Here is a 19,981-nt window from a genome sequence, read left to right as displayed (position 1 = left end):
TTGTTAACCTCTATCCGTGCTGCTCTCCGATCGCGACATCCGCGCCCAGATCGCCTCCGGACATCTGGGGATCGACCCCTACGACCCGGACCTCGTGCAGCCGTCGAGCGTCGATGTGCGCCTGGACAGTCTGTTCCGCGTTTTCAACAACACCCGCTACACCCACATCGACCCCGCAAGACAGCAGGACGAGCTCACCTCGCTGGTGGAGGTTCCCCAGAACGAGTCATTTGTGCTGCACCCGGGGGAGTTCGTCCTCGGTTCGACGATGGAACGCTGCTCGCTGCCGTCCGATCTCGCGGGCCGGCTCGAAGGTAAGTCGTCGCTCGGGCGCCTCGGCCTGCTCACGCACTCGACGGCCGGATTCATCGACCCGGGCTTCGACGGCCACATCACCCTCGAACTGTCGAATGTCGCGAACCTGCCGATCACGTTGTGGCCGGGAATGAAGATCGGGCAGCTGTGCCTGTTCCGGCTGACGAGTCCGGCCGAGCACCCGTATGGCAGCGCGAAGGTGGGCTCGAAATATCAGGGTCAGCGGGGCCCGACGCCGTCGAAGGCGTACCTGAACTTCGTGCACGAACATCCCGACGCACGTCCCAGCTGAATACGGCGGCGCCGACGTTCGTCTCGGGCTACCGTCGATGGATGCGCCTGGCAGTGCTCGTCGCGATCGTGTTGTTCATGACGTCGTGTGGGCAGGATCTCTCACCGCGCCAGTCCCCTCCGGAAGGATCGAGGGTCGCGGTCATGGGCGACAACCTCACGCTCGACGGACGCTCCTGGTGGCCGACCGGAGTCAACGCCTACCAACTGGCTACGGACTGGTCGCGCAACGAGGGCTGCGGTGCTCAGGTCGACTTGGATGCCTTCTTCGGTTCACTTCCGCCGAATTCGCTCACTCGCTTCGACGCGTTCCAATCACACGCCATCCATCGCGACACGGGGACGGTCGACTTCACGGCGATCGACGCGGTGTTCGATGCCGCTGCGCGCCATCACCAGTTGGTCGTTCCGGTACTGGCACCGCAGGACAGCGGTTGCGACGCGGGTGGTTACAAACAACGCGACTGGTACGTCGATGGCTGGAGGGAAGTCCAGGACGGCCATGCGTTGAGCTATGAACAGTGGGTAGCGAAGTCCGTCGAACGCTGGCGTGACTCACCGGCACTCGCAATGTGGGAGCTACTCGGTGAGCCCGAGGCCGCGACGTGCCCGGGCGGCGACTGCTCACTCGAACATCGGCAATGTCCTCCCGATGCGGCCATCGTCCTGAGGAAATGGGCCGACGAAGCCGGCCGGATCGTGCGCGATCGCGACCGCGATCACCCGATCACACTGGGAGCAATCGGCGGAAACCAATGCGGCACGGCGGGGGAGGGATTCGTGATCGTGATGGGATCTCCGTCCGTCGACGTCGCGCAATACCACGATTACGACGACGGCAGATTCCTCGCGCTACGTCTGGCCGAGACCGACAAGCCGCTCCTCGTGGGTGAATTCGGAATCGAGGCGGGAAGCTGCCTCGCGCTGGACGAACGCGCCGAGATCGTCGACGAAAGGCTCAGCCATTACCGCGAACTCGGGACGGCAGGGGCCGTGATGTGGGCGTACGTGCCGGATCCCCGCCTCACGGAGTGCACTTTCGACATCGGTCCGAAGGATCCGGTGCGTGCGGTCCTCGGGCGACAGTTGAGTGTCGGGTGAGTCGCGGCAGTCAGTCGTCGATCCGCCACAGCCGCCACATCGGCTGGTTGTCTCCGTCGTTGGGGATCTCGAGTTCGAGGGTGGAGATCTCGCCGCCGGTTTCGAAGATCGTCGGGTAGCGCCTGTTGATGGCGTCGGATGCTCCACGCCCTTCGTTGGGAACGGTGAGGATGTACTTGACTCCGTATTGGGCGGGACGGTTCAGGATTTCGGTGAAGTCGGCATCGGACGGGACGACGTAGGTGCCGGGTCTGTCTGTCGCGGTGATCACCGCGAATCCGTACACGGTGTCCATCAGTACGGAGCCGGGTGGCAGGTTCTGCTCGTCGAGATACTGCGCGAGACGACGTTCGGTGGAGAACGACGCGACCACCCGCTCCTGCTGCTCTCTCAGATCAGAGGTGTCCTGGGAGTCGGGAAACAGCACGGTACGCAAAGCGTGCTGCTCCTGCGACAGGTTCGGATCGAGCATCGCCACGAACGTGATCGGCAGACCCAACACGAGCAGTGCGGCACCGAGCGGAGCGAGACCGCGCTCATCTGTGCGACGAGGCACGGCGTGGGCACCCGGTCTGCGCGACACGAACTGTCCGCGACGCGGCGCCAGTTGGATCACCCACACGGCAAGCAGCGGCACCGCGCACAGGTAGAAGCGCAGAAACGGGAAGGTCATTCCGCGCAGGTACGACAGCGCTGCGAAGCCGAGGACCGCCCCGAACACGACGAAGGGGATGACGGGTTCGAGATCCCGGCGACGCCACGCGAGTGCCGCGACGAGAGGCATCAGCAGTGGCAGCGCAGGCCCCAGCACCGCAACTTCGGCAACGGAGAACGCTATCGCGGCCAGTCCTCCCGTCGACCCTCCGCCGCTCTGCTCGAGAATCGCTGCGTTGCCGTACGACGACGAGAATTGTGCCAGTGCGTCGCCCGTGATGAGCCAGCTCGTCGCGGCGAACACGACGAAGGACAACACGACCGGTGATGCGAACAGAATGCCGTCCAGAATCGGCGGGTGCACACTGCGCGGGTCCGAAGCGCGAGTGCGCCACCGAGCGAGGAGCATGACGAACACCGTCGCGGCGCCCCCGGCCGCGAGTGCGTCGTACCGGGCGAGATACGCGATGCCGATCGCGACACCGGCAAAGGTGAGGTCGTGCACGTCGTCCGTGCTGGACCAGCGGATCAGTCGGCGGACGGCCCAGCACAGCAGCATCAGAAAGGGTGCCTCGCTCATGCCGTTCGCGCCGTAGTAGACGATCATCGGATTGAGGGCGAACAACGCGGTCACCGTCCACACCAGCCACGTCGCGCACCCTCGGTCGCACGCGATCTTGTGGATCTGCACCACAGCGCCCGCCATGAACGGCGCAGACATGGCGACAGCGGTGATCCCGAAGCGGGTGAGGTCCGGGAACCAGCCCGACAATGCTGCCAGTGGCAGCTGCCCGATCGCGGTCAGCGGAGTGAACACGAATCCGATGGCCGCAAGGTGCGGGTCACGGGAGAACAGCACGGTGCGCGCAGCAGAGACCCGACTCAGTGAATCACCCTGGTAATACCTGACTTCGAGAGCCAACCACAGGCCTACCGCGACGTAGAGCGCACACGTCGCCCAGAACACCCTGGCCGTCCGGGGTGTCATGAGGACAACCCGTGGAAGGTCTTCTCCCAGTAGGAGGGATTGCGGATGAGCTGATAGGTGCCCTTGAGGGCGGCGATCGACATGAGCAGCCAGTAGATCGGCACCGTCAGGCACGGCCACCACAACGCCGAATTCGAGGTTTCCCGGCATGCGATCAGATTCATGTAGAGCACAGCGGAATTGCCGAACACCAGCGAGACCAGTGCAGGAAAGTACACGTACACCGGGAAGATCTCCTCGATGACTTCGGGCTGCCCGAGGAGCCACGAGATGGTGGTCAGCCAGAACACCATGTTCAAGCACGCGATGATCGGGGTCCCCGCGAGCAACGTGGTGAACCGCAACATACCGACGGTGCCGATGGCCCGCCACAGCCGGACCGGTCTGCGCATGTGTACGAGCCATGTCTGGAGGTAGCCCTTGTACCAGCGAGAGCGTTGGCGAACCCAGTTGATGGGGTCGCTGTTCGCCTCCTCGAGCGTTGTGGAATCGAGAACCGCGGTGCGGTAGCCGGACTCCGCGATACGCACACCGAGGTCCGCGTCCTCCGTGACGTTGTACGGATCCCATGCCCCGATGTCGTCGAACACGCTGCGCCGGATGTGATTGGAGGTGCCGCCGAGGGGAATAGGGGAATGCGAGGACATCAGTCCGGGCAGGATGAAGTTGAACCACAGTGCGTAGTCGGCGGTGAACCAGCCGGTGAGCATGTTCTGCGAACCGTTGTGGAAGGCCAATTTCGCTTGAACACAGGCGACGTCGTCACCGACGTGGTCGAAGGCGACGATCACCCGCCGCAGTTGCAGCGGATCCGGAAGGTCCTCGGCGTCGAAGATGGTGACGATCTCACCGGTTGTGAAGTGCAGACCGTAGTTGCAGGCCTTGGGTTTCGTGCGTGGATCGGCCGGTGGCACCGTCAGGATCTCCACACTCGCACCCAGCCCGGCGGCTTCGGCAGCCTCGATGGTGACGGTGTCATCTTCCTCGAGCAACAGCAGGACCTGAAGTTTTTCGGTGGGATAGTCGAGCGCACTCATCGCCGCGACCAGATCGCCGACCACCTCCGGCTCGTTGTAGGCGGGTACGAGCACGGTGTACGGGGGAAGTTGTTCGTCTGTGAGCGCGAGGGCTTCCTCGTCGCTGACGATGAGCAACGCGTCGCGGGCCAGCCCCCGCGAGAACAACAGGAGCCTGTCGGCGAGGGTCGCGATGTAGCCGAGGGTGCACACGGTGGTCACGACGATCAGCGCGGGTTTCGTCACCACGACGAGTGCCACCACGAGGATCGCGAGCAGCGACAGGCCGATCCACTTCTGCACAGGAGTGAACGCAACGGACGCCGACGACACGGGACTGCGCTCGCGCAAGCCGAACACCGCGTCGTGCAACGCCGCGCGCGTGTATTCGTCGTGCGCTTCGGTTCCCTTCTCAGGTACGAGCGGCCGACTGCTCACGTTTGCTGCCATTGTGTCTCCACGAAATCGCGCCCGAGCTCGGTGAGCATGTCCCGATCCTTGTCTTCGGGTGAGGTGTCGGAGACGGCTGAATTGCCTCGGAGCAGGACTCTCATGAGCGTCCGGATATTGGCGACCGAATTCGGTTCGGGTTGTGGGAATCGAGCATCGAATTCGTGGTTGTCGACGGTCAGCAGGCTGACGCGTTGCGCTGTGTCGTTGCCGCGGGTCCACACGAAGCTCAGGAGGTTCCAGGTGACCAACAGGTCGTCGTCGACGACGGTGAAGTACTCGGCCGTGACTCCGTAGCCGAGTTCGATGTAGCTTTTCGCGCTCACACGTCCTCGGCCGATGCTGTACATCGTCTGCGTGGGATAGACCTCGAGCACACCTGCACGCCGGACCTGCAGGGTTTGCACTGCGACGGTGCGGGGGCGGAGTAACCGGTCCCAGTCGGCCCGGGGTTCGTCGGCCCGGATCGTCTGACGACGGAGTGCGGCGGTGTTCCCGAAATAGGAACGGGGCCAGTCGTAATCGACCGAATTGATCTGCCCCCAGCCGCGTGGAACCGTCTGCGTGATAGTGCCGGACGGTGGTGGTCCGGGTGAGACCGGGGTGAGATGTTGGTCCGGCAACGGTACGAATGCGAGCGCGAGCGAGACCGGCACGATGTAGAGCGCAGCGACGGCCGCCTGCGCTGGTTTCACGGGATTCGGTGGTAGCGCGCGCGGCGCCGGTCCGCGGAATCGGAGCAGATATGCACCGGCACCGACGAGCAGCGCGGCAATCGTGGGCGCGTACTGGTAGAGGCCGATCGGTGCGCCAGGCCGAAATATCGTGATCACCGTCAGCGCAGCAACTCCGACTGCGAAGGTGACGACGCCGACGATGAAACCGCGGGTATGGGAAGTGCGTGTCGCGAGACCGGCAGCCGCAGCTGCGAGAAGCAGCGTCAACATCCCCGCCGAGAACTTCGTGCCGCCCAGCTGGACCAGGAACAGCCGGTAGAGGATCGGGGAGGTGACGAACAGCATCAGCCATGCGAGCCAGTACCTCGAGGTGGTGCGCAGCCCGAACATCGCGACGCATGCCCCGGATACGAAAACCCATGCGGCCAGGACATCGAGGTGCATGAGCTGATAGGTCGTGGCGTAGCGGGGCATCAGCAATGCCTTGATCGCGAGCGATACCGCCAGCAGCAGGACGGCGACGATGGTGTCCGTCTGCCTGTCGTGGATGGGAAGTTCGTTTCTGCGCCGGTGAGTGATGCCGACGGCCACGAGCGCGGCGAGAGGAGGAACGATCAGGACGAAACCGCCCGTCGTGCCCGCTCGGAGCTCGTAGAACAGCTGAAGCCAGGTGGAGTGGAACGCAACGAGTGTCGCCGCGACGATCATCACCCACCGGACGGAGGTGTGGACGAACGGATACGACGCGCCTCGACGGGACGGCGCTCGTGTCGTCGCCGCGAGCATCACCGGGGCTTCCGCCGGTTGCGGCGCAGCACCATCAGGACTGCGCCCCCGGCCACACCGATCACGACAAGTGCTGCGGCGCCCACGAGCGCCCAGCGGACCGGCGCGGAAATCCCTTCCTCGGAAGCTGCGAGGACATCGCCCCGAGGGTCCGAGAGCGTCACGGGATCGCGTCCCTCGGTCGTGAACAGCACATGTCCGCTCAGTCCGGGCCACCGCTCGGGATCGGCTGCGAGCCAGCGCAGGGTGCGGTCGAGTTCTGCGGGTACATCGGTGGAGGTGGCGACGAGGACGGTGCGGTCGTTGTCGCGAAGTACCTGCATCGAGGCGTACGAGACATCCGTGCCGAACGTCAGGCTCGTGGATGCGCCCTCGGCACCGGCCAACTCGAATCGACGGTCCTCGGTCCGGGTGAGCCGCAGCGGGAGGTCCTCGGGAAGGTTTCCTTCCGCCGCGACGATCACCGCGGGTCTCGACGACCCCAGCGCTTCGTCCAACGACACCCATTCGGGGTCGAGCCGCGCTGGGGTCAACGATTGCAGGCCGGCGATGATGTCGACGGCGCGTGCCGTGTCGACGATCCCGGTGCCGGTCGCGGCGACGTCGACCTGCGGCATGAGCGTCTGGGGTAGCGATGCGAATCCGTCGGGTGCGGGCGGGTCGGCGATCGTGCTGGTGACGTGAGTATCGCCGTCGACACTCAGAGCGACGGGGTGCTCGATTCCGCACTGGCGTTGTCCCCCGGTGGTACGGAGTGAGACGGTCAGTTCTGTGGATCGTTGCATTGCTGTTGCGGGAACGGCGATGGCTCGGTCGATGATGCCGCTGGACTCGGCTGCCCACGAAGCGAGGACGGTCTCACCCGCTTCGACCGTGAGGAGCCCGCCTTCGGTATCGGGAAGCGGGGTGTACGACCCCTTCAGGTCGAGTTCCAGGTTTCCGACCGGTCGTCCGAACCGGGCCTGATCGAGGTACAGCCGAACCTGGGCGACACCCACCGACGTCGTTGTCTGTCCACCGATGCCGAGGTCGTCGAGGGTGGTGATGTCACGGCTGAGCTGGGGAGGTGCGGTGATGGCTCCGACGGAGACGTCGCTGGACACTGCCAGGTCGGACAGCAGCGAGGTGATGATGCGGGTCTGGGTCGCGAGGCCATCCCTGTCACCCCGCAGATACAGGGCGGGAGGACCACCGGGAATATCGCCCAATTCGGCTGTTCCGTCGGGCGGGCCGGTCTCGGAGACCACGATCTGCCGGACGAATGGGTTCTCGGCGGCCGGGGGGATTCCGTTCGGTGGGGTCGGGCGCACTTCGACGGCAGGCGCACGTCCGGTGTAGCGGGCAGTGATGGAGGAGGCGAGACCGATTGCGGTGTCGGATTCGACCGCGCTGGGCTCAGCAGGCAGGTACACGTCGAGGCGTTCGAGGACCGGAGGAAGGAAGTCGGCGAGCACGGTGGGTTCGGTGGGTGTCCCCACGTAGCGGACCGCACCATCGCGGAGGGTGATCGAGCGGGTGTCCCAGTCTTCGGGGCAGATGTTGTCCACGGCAAAGAGGTTCATCCGCAGCGATACCACTGCTTCCCGGTTCTCGACGGTCGCTGCACCGAGAGGTAGGGAGACGGGTGCGGTAGCGTCCTCCGGTCGAATGTCCACACGTCCGAGCAGACGCCCGCCGGATTCGATATCGATCGAGCCGCGCGCGACGTTCGCGGGCAACTCGATTGTGGTGTCGAGCGCTTCGGGGCGAAGCCCGTCCGGGACGGGCACAGTGAGTGTGACGATGTCCGAGCTACCGCGGAAGTCGATCGTCTCGCCGAAGCCGAGTCTTTCTGTACCGAATGTCTGGATGCCGGGCGCGGCGGTGTCCGTTGTGGCGGCGTCGGATTCAGGCGCGGACGGGTCCTGCGCGAATGCGAGAGCCGGGCTCGCGAGGAGAATCATCGCCGCCGATGCGGTCGCGAGCACGGGCCGCATGCCGAACCTGCGGGTGTTGTCAGCCGTCACAAGTGCCACATAAGCAGACCCGGGCTCGGTTCGCTGGCCGAGTGAAAGATCTTGTTTCCGGTTGGTGACCCGGTTTCGGGCACTCCACGCAGATCGGACGACTTACCTGCCCAGTCGGGTAGTTTTTCGGTAATACTCGCGAGTAGCAATCTTGGTCGATAGACTCCGAAACGAGTCGTCCTCCTGTCCCCCCTGCGAGGACGACCGCGCGGGCCGGTACCCCCATCTCCGGCCTGCGTCGAAGCCCCGCCGATCCCCACCACGATCGGCGGGGCTTCCTTCATCCGCGAAACCTCGTCTCCAGGTCGTTGTCGGAGTTCGGATCGACGACGTGACGGCGTGGGATCGCGCAGTGGACAAGGGGTTTCCCGATGTCGGCGCGCTGGAGCGCCGTGTCCGGACCCTGGTGGATCCCGCATGCGGCCCCGGAAACGCCACGTGCAGGTGACGCAACGGCTATCGAACGTATGATCGATAGGTGAAGCTGTATCGAACTGCCGGCGGATGGGCGGAGCCTGCGCCTTCGCACTGTCCGAACGGGCATGAACTCGGCGCCGATCGGGTGCTGGTGGGATCGCAAGTGTGTAATTGCGGCAGCAGGCATCGCACACATACCTGCCGAGCGTGCAACGCAACCGTCTACTCTCCGCCGATGGGATCGAAGTGCCGTCTTCGTGCATTCGACGAACGGTGACTGCCGTTCAGTGCACACGAGTGAGCAGATTGTTTTATGGTCGAACGGCAGTCGCCGCCAGCGGCCGGTTCGGAGTCGGGGAGGTTCTGAGCCGCTGCGCAGGCCGGCGGGGAGGCCGGGCGACTGGTAGGGGAGCCCCGCCGGCGAATTGAGGGGGAGGAGCCGGCGGGGCCCTGAACTGCATCTCCTGTGTCGGGGAGGACTTCCAGGAAGAAGCGTCGCGTCAAGGCGACGGGCGCCACTGTATTGGAGCGCAACCGGTCCCGTCCACTTCCGATGCCGAAATGATATTTAGCGCCACAACTATTCGTGCCTGCGTCATCGGCGCGAACAACTGACCCAGTCGTTCAGCTGCGTTTCCATTCCGGTTACCTGACGTGAAGTTGCCCGTACAACTTGCTCGACCATGGTCGATGGCGTGACGGAGCGCAACGGTTACCACAAGATCGCCGGTGAGCTCGCAGACGAGATCGCCCAGCTGGAACCGGGCACCAAACTCGAGAGCGAGCACGAGCTGATGGCACGGTTCGGCGTGGGACGGGCATCTGCCCGCTCGGCGGTCCAGGAGCTCGAGCGTCGCGGACTCGTCCGCAGGCTCCGCGGCTCGGGCACCTACGTCAACCGCCGCATCGACTACGTCGTCTCCAAAGAGAAACGACCGTCGTGGCATCGGACCGTCGAAGCGGCAGGAGCGGTGCCGCGTTCGACCGTACTGCTGTCCGAGGTCCGCCCGATTCCGGAATCCAGCGCGCACTACCTCGGAATCGAACCCGGAACTCCCGCCCACTACATGCGCCGCCTGCGTTACGTCGACGACCAGGTGGCCGCGCTCGGGGAGGAGTGGGTGCGGTGTGAGGCTGTCACCGAGCTCGGCTCCGCCATGCGCGTGGAGGAGTCGCTCGACGAACTCCTACGCCAGATGGGCAGATTCGACGTCGTGCGGTCGTGGTGCCGCACCTCGATGGAACTGCCGCCACCCGAGATCTGCACAGCACTCGAGATGACCTATGTCGCTCCCACCTGGATCATCGAAAGCATCAACCGTGACGCCGAAACCGGCGTCGCCGTCACCTACAGCTCCTCCTGGACGCGCGCCGACATGATCCGCGTGGTCATGGAGATCGGCGACCATCCTCCCGTTTCGACCTGTGAAGGAAACTGATGACGACCCACACCTACACCCGGGAGCGGCTCGCTGAGCTGCTCGCCGCGGCCCCCGAACAGGATCTGGTGGGTGCAGCCGACGCGTGCCTGTCCGATGGTGCGGCCCTGACCGTCCTGACCACCCCGGAAATCGGGTGCATCGCCACCCAGGTTCGTGAACCCATCGGTCACGCCCGCTTCTTCCTCGGCAATGTCCTGGCATGCCACGCAGAAGTACGGCTCGACGGCACCCGCGGCTGGGCCATGCGCATGGGTGACGACCGCGCTGCGGTGCTCGCCGCAGCCGTGTGCGACGCCGAGGTCGCTGGAAACCGGCCGAACGCCGGTCAGGTGCTCGAGCTGTGCGCCCGCATGGAAGCCGAGCTCGCTCGCGCCGACGCCGAGGAATGGGTGCACATCGCCCCCACCATCGTTCAATTCGAGGAGCTGACGTGACCCTCTCCGCCACCGACAAAGTCCTGGGCATCGGCCTCGATCCCGTTGTCGCACAGCAGGTCTACCGTGCGATGCTTCAGGCGTTCAGCCGCCCCGGCCTGCCGCAGACGTTTCCGCCGACGGACTTCCCGCCAGCCTTGCTTCCCGCGCTCGCCCTCGCCGACCTCGAAACCGGTGTCGCCGTACTCGAAGACGGTTCCGACTGGATCGAGGTACTCACCGTCGCGACCGGCGCCCCCGTCGCGGTCCTCGACGAGGCGAAGTACATCACCGCGCTTCGTCCCCTCACCGCCGATGAACTGCTCTCCGCTGCGCGCGGCACCGCGTTGTCACCGGAATCCGCTTCGACGGTGGTCTGCTCGGTGCCTTCCCTCGAGGGGGGAGTACCCGCCGAACTCACCGGGCCGGGTGTGAACGGCACCGAAACCATCGCGCCGCTGGGCTTCGACGACACGCTGCGCAACGCCCGCGCTGTCACCGTCGCCGACTTCCCCGCAGGCATCGACATTCTGCTCGTCGCCGACGACGGCACCGTTCTCGGGTTGTCGCGCACCACCCGCATCGACACCTCGTCTTCGCGCACCGCACAGGAGAACTGACATGGGATATTCCGGAGCTCGCGGCGGACTCGACGCGATCCTCGCCGCCGAAAGCCTCGTCCGCAGCGCACGTGAAGCCGACGATTCACCGCGCTTGACCACCGAACAGATCACCGGCCGCATGCGCCTCGCCGTCGACCGCGTGATGGGTGAAGGGTCGCTCTACGACCCCGCAACCGCAGCCGACGCGCTCCGCCAGGCGGAAGGCGACGTCATCGAGGCCACCCACCTCGTCCGCGCCCACCAATCGACCCTTCCGCGACTGGCGGTCAGCGAACCCGTCGACCCCGACGAGATGACAGTGCTGCGCCGCATCGTGCCTGCGTGGCGTACACCGGACGGACCCCAATTACTCGGCCGCACCAGCGATTACACCGGACGTATGCTCGTCCGCGACGATGCGCCCGTGCCGCCGACCGTCATCGACGGGGCCCCCACCCCCGACCGGACCGAAGCGGAACGCCACCCCAAGCGCTTCTCGGAACTGCTGCGCGAAATGGACCTGCTCGCGGACAGCCGCCCGACCGACGGCTCCGACCCCGAACCGTTCGACATCTCCCGACACCCCGCTGCGCCTCCTGCGCCGCGCTCGGCGGTGCTCGCGTCGATGGCACGCGCCGAAACGGGTTCGCTGATCGGCACGTGGTACCGCTCGATCCGCGGTACCGAAGGCAACCTGCACGAGGTCACCCTCGGCGAGGTGCGACACGGCCGCGTACCGGTGCGCGTGTGCCATCCTCATACCGGAAATGCGTTCGCGGTCGGCGACGTTCGGGTCACCGAATGTGAGGCGATCGAAGATCTCAACGGCCCCGACGAGGATCGCGGCCGCTTCGACGTCGGTTACGGACTGTGCTTCGGGCACAACGAACGCAAAGCCATCGCGATGGCGAACCTCGATATCGCATGCCGCCGCTTCGGCGACACCGCCGGTCTCGAGCAGACCCTGCTTCTCACCACCGACGGCCTCGACTCCTGCGGTTTCCTCGAACATCTCAAGCTTCCGCACTACGTCACCTTCCGCTCGATGATCGATCGGAAGCTCGCCGTGCAGGCCGGCGCCGGCGACGCCGCGGACCGCAACACCGAACCTCTCGGAAGGACCTGCTGATGACCGACCTGCTCACCACCCGTAATGCTCGGCCGGACACCGGCTCGCGCGTGACCCACACCCTCGACGCGATCGACGCCGCCACCCGTGAACGCGGCATCCTCGACGAAGGATCCAAACGCGAGATCCGCCGCGCGACCTTGACAGCGGTGTGCGTGCCCGGCTATCTGACTCCGTTCGGTTCGCGCGAGATGCCTGTCGCCCGCGGATGGGGCTCCGGCGGGTTGCAGGTCACCCTGGGGCTCGTCGGCGGTACCGACGTCGTCAAGGTCATCGATCAGGGCGACGACGACGGCGTCAATGCCACCAACCTGCGGCGCCTGATCGAGTCGAGTGAGCGGTGCGCCTCCACAAAGGACACCCGCGAGTCGACGATCATCCAGTCGCGTCACCGCATCCCCGAGGAACCGATGAGCGAGGATCAGATCCTCGTGCTGCAGGTGCCCAACTCGGAACCCCTTCGCGCCGTGCAGAAATCGGTGACCGAATGTGCCCGCATGCACGCCGAGGCCGACTATTCGATGATGTGGGTCAGCCTCTACGAGGACCTCGTCCGCAACGGTGTCATCACCAAGACCACCGGCTACCCGGTACTCGTCGACGGCCGGTACGTGATGATCACGTCGCCGATCCCGCGGTGGGACGTCCCGCGCCTGCACAATTCACCGCATCTGACGCTGCTCGGGGCCGGACGTGAGAAGCGCATCTTCGCAGTCCCGCCCTACACCCCGGTACAACCGCTCACATTCGACGACGTCCCGTTCGAGGTCGAAGGCAGCGACGACCAGGCCTGCGTACGTTGCGGTTCGTCCGATACGTTCCTCGTCGAGGCGTCGCCCGGCCGGATGATGTGCAGTGATGTCGAGTGGTGTACCCGCGTCGTCGACGCCGACATCGACGCGGCGCTCCACAGCGCGCACGCCCCGACGCGCTTCCTGCCCGACCCACAGCGGCGGGTCCGCGTCGCAAACGCCGTGACGCGACGTGATCCGGCCGAACTCACCGACCGGCCCGTGCCCGCCCACCCCGACGGCTGGACCCTCGCCGTGCGGGACGTCGGCAAGGTGCACGGCCCCGGTGGTGCCGACGCCGTCCCGGGAACCGGTCCCGAGACCGGCACCGCGATCAGCCCGGCCACCGGTGCCGTCGTCGCGGCGTGGGATGTCAGCTTCGACGTCGCGCCCGGTGAGGCGCTCGGCCTGATCGGCGAGTCCGGGTCGGGCAAGTCGACGGTGCTGCGCTGCCTGATCGGCGACGACAAGGCCACCAGCGGCTCGATGTTCCTGACCACCGTCGGGGGCGGGACCACCGACGTGTTCACCCTCGACGACACCGAACGCCGCGCGCTGCGCATCGACACCCTCGGACTCGTGCACCAGAATCCCGCCGACGGACTGACGATGACGGTCTCCGCGGGTGGCAACATCGCCGAGCGTCTCACCGCCGCGGGCTGGCGCAACTACTACGAGATCCGCGACCGTGCCGCGTATCTGCTGGAGAAGGTCGAGGTGCCGCTCGAGCGTATGGACGATCCCGTCCACACGTTCTCCGGCGGTATGCGTCAGCGCGTGCAGATCGCTAAGGCGCTTGCGACCGATCCGCGTGTACTGCTGCTGGACGAACCCACGACAGGTCTCGACGCGTCGGTTGCGGCCGGTGTGCTCGATCTGCTGCGGAATCTGCTCGCCGAACGCGACACCGCCGCCGTGGTCGTCAGTCACGACTTCGCGGTCATCGAGGCACTCACCGACCGCACCCTCGTGATGAACGTCGGCCGCGTCGTCGAGAGCGGGCTCACCGACCAGCTGTTCCAGGACCCCCACCACCCCTACACTCAGCGGCTCGTTGCAGCCGCACGGAGGTGACCATGTCTGTGTCCACCGTGCCCGTATCCACCACTGCCGATCCGGTCCTCACCGTCCGCGACCTGCGCAAATCCTTCACCCTTCACACCATCGACGGTCGCACCGTCACGTCGCTGCACGGCGTCGACCTCGAGGTCGGCCGCGGTGAACACGTCGCGCTCGCAGGACCGTCCGGTGCCGGAAAGTCGAGCTTCCTGCGTTGTGTGCACCGCAGCTACCTGCCCGACGCGGGCTCGATCGTGCTGCACACCGACGAAGGCCCCGTCGAACTCACCGAGCTGTCCGACCGGGAGATGGCTCGGCTGCGCGGACGCGAACTCGGTTACGTCTCACAGTTCCTGTCGGCACCTCCTCGCACCGCGCCTCTCGAAGTGGTCGCTGCCTCCGCACGGCGACGTGGGATGAGTCGTGCCGACGCCCGCGAAGCTGCAGCGGAAGCCTTGCAGCGGCTTTCGCTCGACGAGGCACTGTGGGACGTCGACTGCAGCGTCCTCTCCGGTGGCGAGCGCCAGCGTGTGAATCTCGCCGCGGGCACCGTTCACCCACCGCGACTGCTGCTGCTCGACGAGCCCGTCTCGGCGCTCGACCCGGTCAACCGTGAACGTGCACTCGAACTGATCGCGTCGCTGTCGGCGTCCGGTGTCGCGGTGCTCGCAGTGTTCCACGATCTCGAAGCCATGCACCGTCTCGCGACACGTGTCGTGCGGTTCGCCGACGGTCACATTGCCCGAATCGGATCCGCCGCAGACGTGTTGGGAGACGCAGCATGACCGGAATCGAAACCGCACCCGCTACCGCAGCATGGACGCTGCAGTGCGCACCGCAGAGTTACGTGGTCGGCCACGTCCGGGCGGTGCTGCCGGACCGCATTCTCGACGACGCACGCATCGTGGTGCGCGACGGCATGATCGAGGAGATCGGCCCGTCCACCCCCGGAGTGCGGTCCGACGTCGACGGCGGCGGTCTCCTGTGTGTGCCGGGCCTGGTCGACGTGCATTCCGACGGACTGGAGAAGGAGCGTCTCCCGCGACCGGGTGTCGAACTGCCGTGGGCGTTCTCCCTCATGTCGTTCGAAGGCAAGGTGCGGGCAGCGGGTGTGACGACCGTGTTCCACGGTGCGTCGTTCTCCGACCGCGCCACCGCGACGACGGGCCGCAGCGTTCATGTTGCGCAGCAGATGTGCGAGTCGATCGAGGACTGGAACACCCGGGAGACGGACGCGCGACTCGTCGACCACCGTGTTCTGCATCGCCTCGACGTACGGTCTGCGCCCGGGTTCGCCGCCATGCGTGAGGAATTCGACCGGCTGGTTGCGGCAGGTGTCGTCACCACCACAACCCCCGCGGTCATCTCGCACGAGGACCACACACCGGGGATCGGCCAGTATGCCGACCGCACCTACTACGAGAACCACATCGCAGGAGTCCGCGGCATCTCGGCGGAAGATGCGCGCCGAGTGGTGGACGGGCTGGCGGCCGAACGAGAGGCCAACGCGGGGATCCGCGACGAGACGATGGGGTGGTTGGCCGAACAGTCCCGCATGGGTCTTGCCCGTGTCTTCGGGCACGACCCCGAATCGGCCGTCGAGATCGCCGACCTGGCCGCACGCGGAGGAAACGTCGCCGAGTTCCCCACCACCGTCGAGGCGGCGCGGGAAGCACGGGACCGCGGCATGTCCGTGGTGATGGGGGGTCCGAATGTGCTGCGGGGACGCTCCCACTCGGGCAATGTCTCCGCTGGGGAACTGGCCGATCTGGGGCTGGTGACGGCGCTGGCGTCGGACTACCTGCCGTCGTCGCTGCTCGGTGCGGCGTTCGCCCTCGCGGAGCGCGGCATGGCGTTGCCCGCGGCGGTCGGACTCGTCACGAGCGGTCCCGCGACCGCGGTCGGGCTTGCCGACCGGGGCGCGCTGACCACCGGCCAGCGCGCCGACCTCGTCCTGGTCTCGCTCGAACACGGTCACCCGGTGACCCGCGCGGTACTGCGCGCATCGTGAATCCTCGGCCCCGCACCCATTCGGTTGCGGGGCCGAGGTGCATTGATCGCACAACACACCGCGAACGTCGTCCGGTCGAGGGGAGGAGTTCACCTCGGGTTGGGAGATTCGATGCACCGTACAGACAGTCTGGACTCCAACGATGCCGATAAGGTGTCGTCCCCTCGTGCCCCGACTCGCTTCCGCGTGTTCGACAAGGAGTTTCCCCTCATGCGTATTTCCTCTTCCCGTACTTGGTCTGCGGTGGCTGTGGCCGCGGCGGCCGCGCTGACGCTGTCCGCGTGTGGTTCCAGTGCCGACGAAGACAGCTCCGCGGGCGCGACCGGAAGCGAGGGCGCCCCGGAGACGCTGGTGCTTGCATCCATCCCGAGTGAGGACAGCACCAGCCTGGCGCAGGAATTCTCGCTGATTCAGCAGGTCATCGAAGACGAGACAGGTATCCCGGTCGAGTTCCAGAACGCCACCGACTACGCGGCCGTCAGCGAGGCTCAGCGCGCAGGCAAGGTTCATATCGGCCACTACGGCCCCTTCTCCTACGCCACCGCAAAGGACGGTGGCGTGCCTGTGCAGCCACTGGGTGTGTTCGCCGACAGCCCCGACGAGGAACCCGGCTACCAGTCGTACGCGATCGTCCCCGCGGGATCCGAGATCCGGTCGCTCGAAGACTTCCGCGGCAAGACGGTGTGCTTCGTCGATCCCACGTCCACTTCCGGCTACCTGTACCCGTCAGCGGGTCTGCTCGAGGCCGGCGTCGACCCCGAGAAGGACGTCACCCCGGTCTTCGCGGGCGGCCACGACGCCTCCGCACTCGCGGTCGAGAGCGGCCAATGCGACGCCGGTTTCGCATTCGACACGATGGTGACCGAAACTCTCGTCCAGAAGGGCGATCTCGCCGAGGGCGACCTCGACGTCATCTGGGAGTCCGAGATGATCGCGGCCAGCCCCTCGGCTGTGCTGACCACGCTGCCGCAGGACCTCATCGACCAGCTCACCGACATCTACGCGACGAAGCTCAACCGCCCCGCACTCGTCGAGGCCGGTTACTGCGCCAGCGAGCAGGAGTGTGAGCTTCCCGAGGGCACCGAGTACGGATTCATTCCCGTCACCGACGACTTCTACGACGGTGTCCGCAAGGTCTGTGAGATCACGCAATCCCCTTCCTGCGCAGCCTGACCCGAATACGAACCCCTCGACATCTGGAGTCCGCCATGACCGACCCCGACCATGTGCGCCTCGGCGCATCCATCGACAAGATCCTTCGGCCCACCATCGAACTCGATCACGTCAGCAAGGTGTTCGGCCCGGGGCTGCGGGCACTCGACGATGTGTCGCTGACGGTGTATCCCGGCGAAGTGGTTGCGCTGCTGGGCCTGTCGGGATCCGGCAAATCGACTCTGCTGCGTCTGCTCAACGGTCTGCACCCGTCCACATCGGGTGCCGTGCGGGTCCTCGGGCACGAGGTGGGCACCGCCCGCGGCCGTGAACTACGGGAACTCCGACGCAAGGTGGGATTCGTGTTCCAGCAGTTCCACCTCGTCGGCAACATGTCGGTGCTCGAGAACGTGTGTTCCGGTGCTCTCGGCTCCTTGCGTGGCCCCAGGTTCGGTCTCCCGATGTACCCGAAGTCGGTGCGTCTGTCCGCCATGGAACAACTCGACCGCGTCGGTCTCGCCGACCGTCCGTTCCAGCGCGCCGACACGCTCTCGGGCGGGCAGCAGCAGCGTGTCGCGGTGGCGCGCGCACTGATCCAGAAGCCGAGGATCCTCCTCGCCGACGAGCCTGTCGCCTCGCTCGATCCCGAGTCGTCGGCGCAGGTCATGGCGCTGATCTCGCAGATTGCATCCGAAGACGACCTGACGGTGGTGTGCAGCCTGCACCAGGTCGATCTCGCACTGTCGTGGGGGCACCGACTCGTCGGTCTGCGCGGCGGCCAACTGGTGCTCGACAAGCCGGTGTCGGCGATCGACAGGAGCGAGACGATGAGCATCTACTCGGCGGTCGAGCCGGTCGCGTCCGCTCAGGCCACCGCAAACCGATGACGATCACCGCGCCACCGGTGAAGACGCTGCCACGCCCCACGTGGCACACCATCAGCGCGCAGGTCATCCTGTTCGGCCTGTTCGCGGCCGCCCTGTGGTCGATCGCGTCGCTGAAGATCAATGTCGCGACGATCGTCGACAGTATCGGTAACGCAGCCGAGTTCCTGTCGCGGATCTTCCCACTCGATTTCCCGTCCCTCGGTGAGCTCGCCGCGATGACCGGGCAGACCCTGGGGATCGTGCTTCTCGCGACCGTACTGGCCGTGCTGCTGAGCATCCCCGTCGCGCTCGGCGCCGCCCGTAACACCGCACCCCGCACGCCACTTCGGATGCCTGCGCGCACCATCATCGTCGTCACCCGTGCCATTCCCGAACTGGTGCTGGCGATTCTGTTCCTGCGTCTGTTCGGCCTCGGCGCGATCGGTGGCATCCTCGCGCTCGGCATCCATTCGATCGGCATGATCGGAAAGCTGTACGCCGACGCGATCGAAGACACCGACCCCGGCCCTCGGGACGCACTGCGCGCCGCAGGCGCCACGTGGTGGCAGCAGATCACCGGCGGGGTGCTGCCGCAGGTCATGCCCGCGATCGTCGCCACGGCCCTGCACCGGTTCGACATCAACCTCCGTGCCTCCGTCATCCTTGGATACGTCGGCGTCAGTGGTATCGGGCTCGAGTTGTCGGCGGCGCTGCGCACGATGAACTATCAGCGGGGTATGGCGCTGGCATTGTTCATCGTCGCGTTGTGCGTCATCGTCGAACTGATCTCCGGGGCACTGCGGCGAATGGTTCTCGGCGACAAGGCGCCTGCCCGCAGAAACCTGCTCTCACGTCTTCGTGACCGTATCTCGAGCGCTCAGGACGGCTGGGTCGATCGTGAACCCGGCGGTACGCGGGTGCCGACCGCTGGGCGCGCCGCAGACGGCCGGTATCGGATCAGTCCGCCGTGGACGGGCGAGCGTCTCGCACGCACCGCCTACGTCGCACTCTTCGTGCTGGCACTGCTGGCATCGGTCTGGTCAGCGAACATCGACTTGTCCCGTATGGCCGAGGGGTTCGGCTCGATGTGGAATACGCTCTCGCTGTTCTTCCCGCCCGGCACCGGCGGTATCGGCGACGAACTGTGGGCGCAACTGGTCGTCACGTTGCAGATCGCTCTCGCAGCCACCCTGATCGGCCTGATCGTGGCGATCCCCGTCGGTCTCCTCGCGGCCCGCAATGTCGCACCCACTCGGGGTGTCGCGAAGGGATTCCGCGTCTTCATCGTGGTCGTCCGCGGTATCCCGGATCTGATCCTGGCGATCATCGTGATCGTCGTGACCGGCCTCGGTGCCACCGCGGGGGCGATCGCGCTGTCGGTCGGCGCAATCGGCCTGTTCAGCAAGCTGATCGCTGACTCCGTGGAGGAAACGGACATTCGCGTGCAACAGGCGGTGGTTGCCGGCGGCGCGACACGCATGCAGGTCCTCATCGCCGCGACGATCCGCCAGTCCGGGCCCGCGATCATCGCGCACATCTTCTATCAGCTCGACACCAACATCCGTGCCGCGACACTGCTCGGTGTCGTCGGCGCAGGCGGACTCGGCTTCTACCTGATGAACGCGGCCCGCGTCATGCAGTTCGACGTGGTCACCATGATCGTGCTGATGATCTTCGCGGTGGTCATGGTCGTGGAGGGTCTGGCCATCTGGGTTCGCCGGGTCGTGTCCTGATCCCCGCCGCGAGCATGGCCGAACGTCACCTTCGTCTACTCGAGGTGGCCGAAGGTGACGTTCGGCCATTCCTACCCACTGG

At 66.0% G+C, this 19,981-nt stretch carries 16 protein-coding genes; 12 read left to right on the top strand and 4 right to left on the bottom strand.

Features of this window, described 5'->3' with window-relative positions:
• The first annotated feature begins 16 nt into the window (after positions 1–16).
• Both dcd and ACTDXD_RS05750 read left to right on the top strand, forming a co-directional pair.
• Positions 17–607 carry a dCTP deaminase gene (dcd, locus tag ACTDXD_RS05755; RefSeq protein WP_440126212.1) on the top strand — a complete coding sequence of 197 codons (591 nt, stop codon included), beginning with the start codon at positions 17–19 and terminating at the stop codon, positions 605–607.
• 41 nt (positions 608–648) lie between these two features.
• Positions 649–1,707, top strand: coding sequence for a beta-mannosidase (locus tag ACTDXD_RS05750; RefSeq protein WP_440126211.1), 1,059 nt, complete (start codon positions 649–651; stop codon positions 1,705–1,707).
• Between the two features lie 10 nt (positions 1,708–1,717).
• Here the strand turns inward: ACTDXD_RS05750 and ACTDXD_RS05745 are convergent, their stop codons facing one another.
• Genes ACTDXD_RS05745 through ACTDXD_RS05730 form a run of 4 tightly spaced genes read right to left on the bottom strand, consistent with a single transcriptional unit; the run spans position 1,718 to position 8,284 of the window.
• Entirely contained in the window at positions 1,718–3,349 is a 1,632-nt protein-coding gene (locus ACTDXD_RS05745; RefSeq protein ID WP_440126210.1) for an ArnT family glycosyltransferase, read from the bottom strand.
• Entirely contained in the window at positions 3,346–4,815 is a 1,470-nt protein-coding gene (locus ACTDXD_RS05740) for a glycosyltransferase (RefSeq protein ID WP_440126209.1), read from the bottom strand. The genes ACTDXD_RS05745 and ACTDXD_RS05740 overlap by 4 nt, the downstream gene beginning before the upstream one ends.
• On the bottom strand, positions 4,800–6,278 hold the full coding sequence (locus ACTDXD_RS05735) for an archaeosortase/exosortase family protein (protein WP_440127547.1): 1,479 nt from the start codon (positions 6,276–6,278) through the stop codon (positions 4,800–4,802). The genes ACTDXD_RS05740 and ACTDXD_RS05735 overlap by 16 nt, the downstream gene beginning before the upstream one ends.
• On the bottom strand, positions 6,278–8,284 hold the full coding sequence (locus ACTDXD_RS05730; RefSeq protein WP_440126208.1) for a hypothetical protein: 2,007 nt from the start codon (positions 8,282–8,284) through the stop codon (positions 6,278–6,280). The genes ACTDXD_RS05735 and ACTDXD_RS05730 overlap by 1 nt, the downstream gene beginning before the upstream one ends.
• A 1,112-nt stretch (positions 8,285–9,396) precedes the next feature.
• On the opposite strand from ACTDXD_RS05730, the gene ACTDXD_RS05725 reads away from it, so the two are divergent.
• The 10 genes from ACTDXD_RS05725 (at position 9,397) to phnE (ending at position 19,899) form a co-directional block, all read left to right on the top strand.
• Entirely contained in the window at positions 9,397–10,140 is a 744-nt protein-coding gene (locus tag ACTDXD_RS05725) for a GntR family transcriptional regulator (protein ID WP_440126207.1), read from the top strand.
• A complete protein-coding gene (locus tag ACTDXD_RS05720; protein WP_440126206.1) occupies positions 10,140–10,577 on the top strand; it encodes a phosphonate C-P lyase system protein PhnG in 438 nt (145 codons plus the stop codon). Before ACTDXD_RS05725 ends, ACTDXD_RS05720 begins: the two co-directional genes overlap by 1 nt.
• Positions 10,574–11,176, top strand: coding sequence for a phosphonate C-P lyase system protein PhnH (gene phnH / locus ACTDXD_RS05715; RefSeq protein WP_440126205.1), 603 nt, complete (start codon positions 10,574–10,576; stop codon positions 11,174–11,176). The genes ACTDXD_RS05720 and phnH overlap by 4 nt, the downstream gene beginning before the upstream one ends.
• 1 nt (position 11,177) lies before the next feature.
• Positions 11,178–12,287, top strand: a complete 1,110-nt coding sequence (locus ACTDXD_RS05710; protein WP_440126204.1) for a carbon-phosphorus lyase complex subunit PhnI — start codon at positions 11,178–11,180, stop codon at positions 12,285–12,287.
• Complete coding sequence (locus ACTDXD_RS05705; protein ID WP_440126203.1) at positions 12,287–14,152, top strand: alpha-D-ribose 1-methylphosphonate 5-phosphate C-P-lyase PhnJ; 1,866 nt, start codon at positions 12,287–12,289, stop codon at positions 14,150–14,152. Before ACTDXD_RS05710 ends, ACTDXD_RS05705 begins: the two co-directional genes overlap by 1 nt.
• Before the next feature lie 2 nt (positions 14,153–14,154).
• Complete coding sequence (locus ACTDXD_RS05700; RefSeq protein WP_440126202.1) at positions 14,155–14,922, top strand: ATP-binding cassette domain-containing protein; 768 nt, start codon at positions 14,155–14,157, stop codon at positions 14,920–14,922.
• Positions 14,919–16,148 (top strand): alpha-D-ribose 1-methylphosphonate 5-triphosphate diphosphatase, encoded by a 1,230-nt coding sequence (locus ACTDXD_RS05695; RefSeq protein ID WP_440126201.1) that lies wholly within the window; start codon positions 14,919–14,921, stop codon positions 16,146–16,148. The genes ACTDXD_RS05700 and ACTDXD_RS05695 overlap by 4 nt, the downstream gene beginning before the upstream one ends.
• Positions 16,149–16,358: 210 nt before the next feature.
• Entirely contained in the window at positions 16,359–17,321 is a 963-nt protein-coding gene (locus ACTDXD_RS05690; RefSeq protein ID WP_440126200.1) for a phosphate/phosphite/phosphonate ABC transporter substrate-binding protein, read from the top strand.
• A gap of 35 nt (positions 17,322–17,356) precedes the next feature.
• The gene (gene phnC / locus ACTDXD_RS05685) at positions 17,357–18,187 is read left to right on the top strand and encodes a phosphonate ABC transporter ATP-binding protein (RefSeq protein WP_440126199.1); all 831 of its coding nucleotides are present in this window, start codon (positions 17,357–17,359) and stop codon (positions 18,185–18,187) included.
• The gene (gene phnE / locus ACTDXD_RS05680) at positions 18,184–19,899 is read left to right on the top strand and encodes a phosphonate ABC transporter, permease protein PhnE (protein ID WP_440126198.1); all 1,716 of its coding nucleotides are present in this window, start codon (positions 18,184–18,186) and stop codon (positions 19,897–19,899) included. The genes phnC and phnE overlap by 4 nt, the downstream gene beginning before the upstream one ends.
• Positions 19,900–19,981 lie beyond the last annotated feature (82 nt).

Source organism: Rhodococcus sp. SJ-3, assembly GCF_051918125.1.
Lineage (GTDB): Bacteria > Actinomycetota > Actinomycetes > Mycobacteriales > Mycobacteriaceae > Rhodococcus.
The sequence above is the reverse complement of the archived record's forward strand: the minus strand, read 5'-3'. Positions and strand labels throughout refer to the sequence as shown.